Origin of the sequence: Paraburkholderia sp. UYCP14C (assembly GCF_004197395.1) — a bacterium.
Classification (GTDB): domain Bacteria; phylum Pseudomonadota; class Gammaproteobacteria; order Burkholderiales; family Burkholderiaceae; genus Paraburkholderia.
In genome coordinates this window covers 1-7,917 of the sequence record NZ_SELS01000135.1, presented here as the reverse complement: position 1 = coordinate 7,917, position 7,917 = coordinate 1, and the positions used below count along the sequence as shown (strand labels likewise).

Here is a 7,917-nt window from a genome sequence, read left to right as displayed (position 1 = left end):
GGGGCATGAACAAGGTAAGCGTAAATTCCTATCATAGGCCGTATAGTTATAAAGGCGGCTCTGATTATTACGATTTTCCGCAATAACATCCGACTTCTCTTGCGCTAATCTAGGCGGCCCTCTGCGATCCGGACGATCCGCAATGGCTACCCTCGAACGCACCGCGTACCCGCGCTTCCCCGAGGTTCTGGCACCCCGGGAACTGCAAGCCTGCTACACGCCGCTGCCCGACGAGCTTGAATGGGCACGCCGGTCAACACGTGGCGAGCGACCTCGACTGGGCCTGCTGGTGCTGCTGAAGATCTTTCAGCAACTGCACTATTTTCCGCCGCTTGACGCTATTCCGACCGCCATCGTTGATCACGTCCGGGCGGCCGCCGATATCGGCGACACCGTGCAATTCGGCTACGACACCGCGTCGTCTCCAACGCTCTTCCGGCATTACGCCGCGGTACGCACGTGGCTCGACGTGAAGCCCTATTACGGCACTGACGCGAACGCGATAGCAACACGGGCAGCGCACACGGCGTCGCTGACGATGGACCAGCCGGTGGACATCATCAACGCGACGATCGACGAACTCATCGCGCGCGATATCGAGCTGCCGGCGTTCTCGACGCTCGACCGGCTGACCGAACAGATCCACGCCCGCGCGCAGTCCCGGCTCTTCAAGCGTGTCATGCGACGGCTGACCGATCAACAGATGCTTGCGCTGGACCGGTTGCTCGCGCGCGATCTGTCGACCCGGCAGACGGCCTACAACCGGATCAAGCGTCATGCGAAACGCCCGTCGCGCCAGCATCTGGAGCTGCTAATCGACCAGATTGCCTGGCTCGACGAGTTCGGTGACTTTTCACTGGCCGTCGCCGGGATTCCAGCCTCGAAGCTGCGCTCGCTAGCGAATCAGGCGATGGCGCTCGACGCGTCGGCGCTCAGGAACGACACGCTGCCCGAGAAGCGCTACACCTTGATCGTCGCGCTGCTCAACCGCATGCGCGTGCGCGCCCGCGACGATCTCGCCGACATGTTTGTGAGGCGCATGGGCGCCATCCACAAGCGCGCAAGCGACGAGCTGGACGCCATTCAGCGCAAACAGCGCGATCAGGTCGAAGACCTCGTCGGCCTGCTTGACGGTGTAGTCGACATCCTGGCCGACGAATCCGATGAGACGGCCATCGCCCGGGCGGTCAGGAAGCTGCTAGCGCCGAAAGGCGATCTGGAGCCGTTGCGCGAGAGCTGTGCGGCGATCCGTGCGTTCAGCGGCCGCAACTATCTCCCGCTGCTCTGGAAGCACTTCAAGGCGCACCGTTCGGTCATGATGCGTGTCGCCCGTACGCTCGAATGGGATTCGACCAGCCCGGTTCGCTCGCTGCTGAACGCGCTCGACGCGGTGCTGGAGAACGAATCGCTGCATCGGGAGTGGATCGACGCGGACGTCGACGTGAGTTTCGCCGCGCCGCGATGGCGCAAGCTCGTGTGGCGCTCGCACGGCGACGGATCGCCGACCAATCGCCGGTATCTCGAACTCTGCGTGTTTTCGTACATGGCCGAGGAACTACGGGTCGGCGATCTGTGCGTATCGGGCTCCGACGCGTATGCCGACTATCGCGATCACCTGTTGCCATGGCGGCAATGCGAGCAGCAGTTGCCGGACTATTGCGACAAGCTCGGCATGCCCACGACCGGCAGTGGCTTCGTGAGCCATCTCCGTCAATGGCTGACCGACGCCTCCCACAAGCTCGACGCCGAATTGCCGCGCAAGCGCGAGCACGTCGTGATAGACCGTCACGGCGAGCCGATCCTGCGCAAAACCGTCGCCAAGGAGATTCCGGCAAGCGCCATCGCTTTGCAGGAGCGTCTCAACGCTCGCCTGCCGACGCGTAACATGCTGGACATCCTCGCAAACATCGAGCACTGGACCCATTTCACGCGACACTTCGGGCCGTTGTCCGGAAGCGATCCGCAGATTCGCAAGGCCGCCGAGCGCTACCTGCTGACCATTTTCGCGATGGGCTGCAACCTCGGCCCGACCCAGGCGGCCCGCCATCTCGACTCCGATGTCACCGCACACATGCTGTCGTTCGTCAATCGTCGGCACATGAGCCTGGACAAGCTCGAGACCGCACAACGCGAGCTGATTGAACTGTACCTGCGGCTCGATCTGCCGAAACACTGGGGCGATGGCAAGACGGTGGCGGCCGACGGCACCCAGTACGACTTCTACGACAACAACCTGCTGGCCGGCTATCACTTTCGCTACCGAAAAATGGGCGCGGTCGCGTACCGGCATGTCGCCGACAACTATATCGCGGTGTTCCAGCACTTCATTCCACCTGGCGTGTGGGAAGCGATCTATGTGATCGAGGGACTGCTGAAGGCGGGGCTGTCGGTCAAGGCGGACACCGTTCATGCCGACACGCAGGGCCAGTCGGCCGCCGTTTTCGCGTTCACGTACCTGCTCGGCATCAGGTTGATGCCGCGGATTCGCAACTGGAAGGACCTCGTGCTGTACCGGCCGGACAGCAAGGCCAAATACAAGCACATCGACAAGCTGTTCACGGCGACCATCGACTGGGAGCTGATCGAGCAGCACTGGCAGGAGCTGATGCAGGTCGCGCTGTCGATTCAGGCGGGGACGATCTCGTCGCCGCTGCTGCTGCGTCGGCTCGGCTCCGAAAGCCGCAAGAACCGGCTGTACCTGGCCGCCCGCGAGCTCGGCAACGTCGTTCGCACGGCGTTCCTGCTCGAGTGGATCGGCAGCCTCGAATTGCGGCAGGAGGTCACCGCGAACACGAACAAGATCGAGTCGTACAATGGCTTCTCGAAGTGGCTGTCGTTCGGCGGGGACGTGATCGCCGAGAACGAGCCAGAGGAGCAGCAAAAACGGCTACGCTACAACGATCTCGTCGCGTCGGCCGTGATCTTGCAAAACACGGTGGACATGATGCAGGCGCTGCGCGAGATGGCGGCAAACGGCGAGAAGGTGCGCGCCGAAGACATCGAGTTTCTGAGCCCGTATCCGACCCACAACATCCGCCGCTTCGGCCACTACAAACTGCACCTGGATCGTCGGCCGGAAGCCTGGATCAGGGACCCGCTCTTCGGTCAAGCTGCCCGCACCTACGCATCCCGTTTATGACTGCACGCCCGGCCACCACTACGACCTATTTCGGCGATGTCGATACCGCCGCGCTTGAGCGGCTCGAATCGAGCTACGACACAGCCCGCCTGCTGGCCGCCGTCGATATCGTCGATCGCATCCGAACTCAACTTCATGATCCCGAGGGGCTACGTGACGATCTCCTGGCGATCCACAGTATGGCGCACTCGGTGTTGAACGGCGCACCGTCGGTACCGTCGCGACGCGAAGGCACCTTGCCCGAGCAGGTGATGGATGCGCTCGACCTGCTAGACGATTTCGTTGCTGAGCTCACCGGGGTGAGAGCGATCCTCGAACCGCTCGAAGCGCTGTCCCCGAACGACAAGTCTGGCGACGTCTGAGAAACAACGGCCACCAGGGGTGCCACTGGTGCTCGCGTCGGGCAGCAGTCGGCCACGACCCGTCATTCGGCGCTGCGGAGGATTGGAAGTTCAGGCGTCTGCTATGGTCAGCAAACGACCATCCTGTCGGGGAGACAAACGCTGCTTCAGCGCTTCAACGAAGCGCTTTGCTCATTCATCTCTGCGGGAATACCAGAGGACTAGAGGCTGACGTAGACGCCTCCGGATGCAACGCGGCGAATCGCGGCGAGCAGATCGTCGGCCAGACTCGACTTCACGACAAAGCCGGACGCTCCCGCTTTGAACACGCCTACTGCGTTGTCCTCGGTCGCGAGCGCAGTGACCACGATGACGCGCAGCGACGGCTGCTGCCCTTTTATTTCCCGTATCAGGTCTTCCCCCTGCAATCCGAGCATAGGCAAGCCGAGCGTCAACACGTCGAACTGTGTTGACTGTAGGAGCGCCAGCGTGCTGCAGCCATCGAATGCCTCCTTGACGGTTTTTATGTCACTGGAGGCTGCCAGTAGCGTGCGGATAGAAGCGCGCTCCTTCATCCGAGTCAGCGATTGCGACTCTGATCATGTTCAGCTCCGTCGGAGTGCATGCAGGTAACGCTGCGTCGATACCCAGGCGAGACTTGAGCGTGCGCGCAACTTTGAGAGATCGACGTTACCGCGTGAAACTTGCATTCAGATAGTGCGCGGTATCTGTCGGACGAAAGCATCGCCTACGAATTTGGCGTCGAGGACGTGGCGCTACCGATGATATGGCTCAAAGCGACCCACAAGGTCCTGCTGACAATGATATCTCCATCTCGCAAGGGAAGATCCGAGCTGCCGGTGAAGAGGGAGGGTGAGAGTACCCGGCGTTCAGGGCCCCTGCAGGCATGGCATCCGGTCGGATTGACCAAGTCGTGTAGCTAGCTGAAGCTGTGACGTGGCGACTCTGTTAGCGACGCGCGGTCGCCGAGACCCGCTTCGAAAGCAGGCGTAGGCGAAGGGCAGGCTGGACCCGGGTGCAACGTTGAAACTGGGGCAAGGACATTTGAAGCGTTATGCAGACACACCCATTCGGCGGTACCGGGATCCAGAGGGTCGCTTTCCGATAGCCAGTTGGTGACGCATAGGCGGCAGCGATAAAGTTGCACGACCACTGCTGGTCGCCCGAGCGGACGCAACCTCGTGGGACTGCGCGCTTCCACCAGCCAGCCATGGCCCGTTGGAATCGCGCTCTCTTGCATTCTGGCGCAGGCGTCGCAGGACATGGACGTTGGGCTCGCGCTGGCGATTGGGCAACGACTATAGCACGGCGCAAAAACTGATGGGACGTCCGTCCCGGCCAGAAAAAAGGCCCGCTCAAGAGCGGGCCGAATCCATATCGAGGAGACATGGAGGAGACGTGCTTAGTATAAACACCTATTCCGCGAGTTCAAGACTGTGTTGCGGCGCAGCGACGACGCCAATCGTCGGCAGCTGGAAATTCCGCGTATTCGAAATACTCTGGTTGCGTCATCCTGACAATGCCTGCAATCCTGTGATTTCGTGATCGTTCTGCCTGCATGCCAGACTGGCTGCCAGGAGATCAGATGAATCCTAGGGAAATGCCTGAAAGCGAAACTCGTGACGAAACTGCCGAGACCGCGTTTGCCGGGCTGGCTGCGCCGCTGGTCCAGGAGGCCCTGAAGCAGGCCGAAGGGATTGTCAATGAACCCTCCGCAGAAGGTCTCCATCAGTTGCGCGTGGCACTGCGCCGGATGCGTTCGCTGTGGTGGGCGTATCGCCCCCTGCTCGACAAGGGAGAAAACACGCGGCAGCGTGCGCTCTTCAAGTTCCTGGCCGATGCGGCAGGCAAGACGCGCGACTATGACATCCTCATCGAACTTCTGGCGACGCGGCCCAAAGGTGACGGGCGTTTGCCCCCGGACTTTGCCAGAGCGCGGGAGCAGGCGCTTGAGGTGAGCAGGGAAACACTCTCAAGCGCAGATATGAAGACGCTGCTTCACGCTGCGCTCGCAGAGACGTCGCGAGTACTGAAGGCGACGGAAAGTCGCCAGCCGTTACAGGCATTCAGTGACGGTCGGGTGGCCGCTTCCGAGAAGGATCTGACCACGCGAATCCGCCGGGCGACCAAGGCCAGACGGTCAGACTACACAGCACTTCACGACGTCCGGAAAGCGGGCAAGAGAGTACGGTATCTCCTTGAGCTGTTTGGCCCGGTGCTGAGTGGGCGACATCAGAAGACGCTCAAGCGTCTGAAAAAAATCCAGATGCGCCTGGGCGAGTTGAACGACGTGGTCGCAAGCGAAGCGCTGCTGCGTGAGAACGTCGACTTGCTCAACGCCGTGGGTGATCCCGAACAGAAGCTGGCGTGGTTCCGCAAGGAGCGAAAGCGCCGCATGCGCGCCGCAGCAACAGTGTTACGCAACGGATAAGACAGGCGCCGTCTCAACCGGACGTCGGAAAGAACCCCAAAACTGCCACTCGACTTCACCTTGCTTCAGTGGCCGGAGAGGGTCGTACTGAGCCTCTCGCGTCGCTCCGCAACAGTCATTCGGAGTCGCACGCGGCAGCTGCGTTGCAGAAAAACAAGGCCAGCGTGATAAACAACATTATCAGTCCGTCACTGATTTTGATCTAAACTGGCAATCATGAAAACGCGTGAGACCGAACCCCTTGCCTTTCCCGACGATGCTGAACTGGCGGCGCTGCGTGCCTGGTACGCCGGGCTCGACGCCCGAGCAGCCGTCGCCCGCTATCTGTCCGACCGCAAGGCGCCAGGAGCATCCGCGCGCGGCGTGCTCGGCGGCATTCGGCGCACCCTGGTCGCGTTCGCGACGAGCCGTCACCGAGCCGACCTGGCCGCAACATTCGGCGAGCGATCCACTGCGTCGGCCGACACCGTCGCGCGCACGATCGAGTTGCTGCGCAGCCTGCCAGCACCGGTTCCGCATATTGCTGACGAGATCGATCGGTGGTTGCCACTGCGCGTGGTGGCCGCCCTGCAGGCGCATGGCATTCGGACGCTGGCCGATCTGACCGTGCGGATTCCGCGCCGGCGCCGCTGGTGGATCGCGATCGACGGACTCGGCGTCGCTGGCGCGCGTCGCGTGGAGGCGTTTTTTGCCGCCCATCCAGCACTGACCGAACGGGCCCGGGCGTTGATCGTCGCGGCACCGGCCGGGGACGTCGTGCCGTGGGAGCAGTTGCGCGTGCCGCACGAAGTCGACGGCTCGCATGGACAGTTCCGCGCGCCGCGGGCCGCCTGCCTGCTGAATGCATCCAACGACTACGAGGCGATCCAGTCCTGGCTGTCGCTGCATGAATCGGCCACCACGCAGCGCGCCTACCGCAAGGAAGCAGAGCGCCTGATCCTGTGGGCGATCATCGAGCGAGGCCGGGCGCTGTCGTCGCTCACCACTGACGACGCGATCGCGTACCGGGCCTTCCTGCGCCGGCCCACGCCGCGCGAGCGCTGGGTCGGGCCGTCGCGGCCACGGCACAGTGTCGAATGGCGACCGTTCATCGGCGCGCTCTCGCCCAGATCAGCGGCGTACGCACTGAATGTCCTGTCGGCGCTATTTCGCTGGCTGGTCGAGCAGCGCTACGTGCTGGCGAATCCGTTCGCCGGCGTCAAGGTCAAGAGCCACGCATCGCGCGCGGGCCTGGACGCGTCGCGCGGTTTCTCCGAGGGCGAGTGGCTGCTGATCCGCACCATTGCCGACGGCCTCGAATGGTCCTATGGCCGGGGTGTGCCGGCCGCGCAACGCGTTCGGTTTCTGCTGGACTTCGGCTATGCGACGGGCCTGCGCGCCAGCGAGCTGGTTGGCGCGACGCTCGCCGACATCCATCGGGATGAGCACGGTGATCACTGGCTGCACGTGCTCGGCAAGGGTGGCAAGCGCGGCAAGGTGGCGTTGCCGCCGCTTGCGCGGACGGCGCTCGACCAGCACCTCGTGCAGCGGGGCCTGCCGGTCACGCCTGCGCGCTGGAACCCGGCAACGCCGCTTGTCGCAAACCTCGACGAGGACGGCGCAGGCATTGAGAGCACGCGGCTCTGGCGCGTGCTGAGACGGTTCTTTGTGCTGGTGGCCGACGCGATCCAGGACGAGCGGCCCGGGACGGCCGAGAAGCTGCGCCGCGCGAGCCCGCATTGGATGCGCCACACGCACGCCTCCCACGCACTCGCGCGGGGCGCCGAACTGGTCATGGTGCGCGACAATCTGCGGCACGCGTCGATCTCGACGACGTCGACCTATCTGCACAGCGACGAAGTGCAGCGCGCACGGCAGTTCGACCAGGCGTTTGCCGCACGGGACCTCAAGCTGTAGGCCGTTTATGCGGACGTCCACATAAGCCCGTCAGTTTTCATAACTTCGCCGCTTATGATAGGAATTTGCGCTTACCTTGTCTGGCCCCC

5 protein-coding genes are annotated in these 7,917 nt (G+C 62.9%); 4 read left to right on the top strand and 1 reads right to left on the bottom strand.

Features of this window, described 5'->3' with window-relative positions; all coding sequences use genetic code 11:
* Window positions 1-142: 142 nt before the first annotated feature.
* Complete coding sequence (locus tag EVC45_RS42790) at window positions 143-3,139, top strand: Tn3 family transposase (protein ID WP_129964120.1); 2,997 nt, start codon at window positions 143-145, stop codon at window positions 3,137-3,139.
* Entirely contained in the window at window positions 3,136-3,501 is a 366-nt protein-coding gene (tnpC, locus tag EVC45_RS42785; protein ID WP_028371577.1) for a Tn3 family transposase post-transcriptional regulator TnpC, read from the top strand. Before EVC45_RS42790 ends, tnpC begins: the two co-directional genes overlap by 4 nt.
* A 200-nt stretch (window positions 3,502-3,701) precedes the next feature.
* On the opposite strand, the gene EVC45_RS42780 is transcribed toward tnpC, so the two are convergent.
* On the bottom strand, window positions 3,702-4,055 hold the full coding sequence (locus EVC45_RS42780; protein WP_129964119.1) for a response regulator transcription factor: 354 nt from the start codon (window positions 4,053-4,055) through the stop codon (window positions 3,702-3,704).
* Between the two features lie 1,031 nt (window positions 4,056-5,086).
* On the opposite strand from EVC45_RS42780, the gene EVC45_RS42775 reads away from it, so the two are divergent.
* Together EVC45_RS42775 and EVC45_RS42770 are read left to right on the top strand one after the other, a co-directional pair.
* Window positions 5,087-5,932 carry a CHAD domain-containing protein gene (locus EVC45_RS42775; RefSeq protein ID WP_129964118.1) on the top strand — a complete coding sequence of 282 codons (846 nt, stop codon included), beginning with the start codon at window positions 5,087-5,089 and terminating at the stop codon, window positions 5,930-5,932.
* A gap of 216 nt (window positions 5,933-6,148) precedes the next feature.
* Window positions 6,149-7,828, top strand: a complete 1,680-nt coding sequence (locus EVC45_RS42770) for a phage integrase family protein (protein WP_129964117.1) — start codon at window positions 6,149-6,151, stop codon at window positions 7,826-7,828.
* Window positions 7,829-7,917: the final 89 nt, after the last annotated feature.

Coding starts and splice junctions, on each gene's coding strand:
- tnpC (WP_028371577.1), top strand. CDS start 3,136: ATGACTGCACGCCCGGCCACCACTACGACCTATTTCGGCGATGTCGAT.
- EVC45_RS42790 (WP_129964120.1), top strand. CDS start 143: ATGGCTACCCTCGAACGCACCGCGTACCCGCGCTTCCCCGAGGTTCTG.
- EVC45_RS42775 (WP_129964118.1), top strand. CDS start 5,087: ATGAATCCTAGGGAAATGCCTGAAAGCGAAACTCGTGACGAAACTGCC.
- EVC45_RS42770 (WP_129964117.1), top strand. CDS start 6,149: ATGAAAACGCGTGAGACCGAACCCCTTGCCTTTCCCGACGATGCTGAA.
- EVC45_RS42780 (WP_129964119.1), bottom strand. CDS start 4,055: ATGAAGGAGCGCGCTTCTATCCGCACGCTACTGGCAGCCTCCAGTGAC.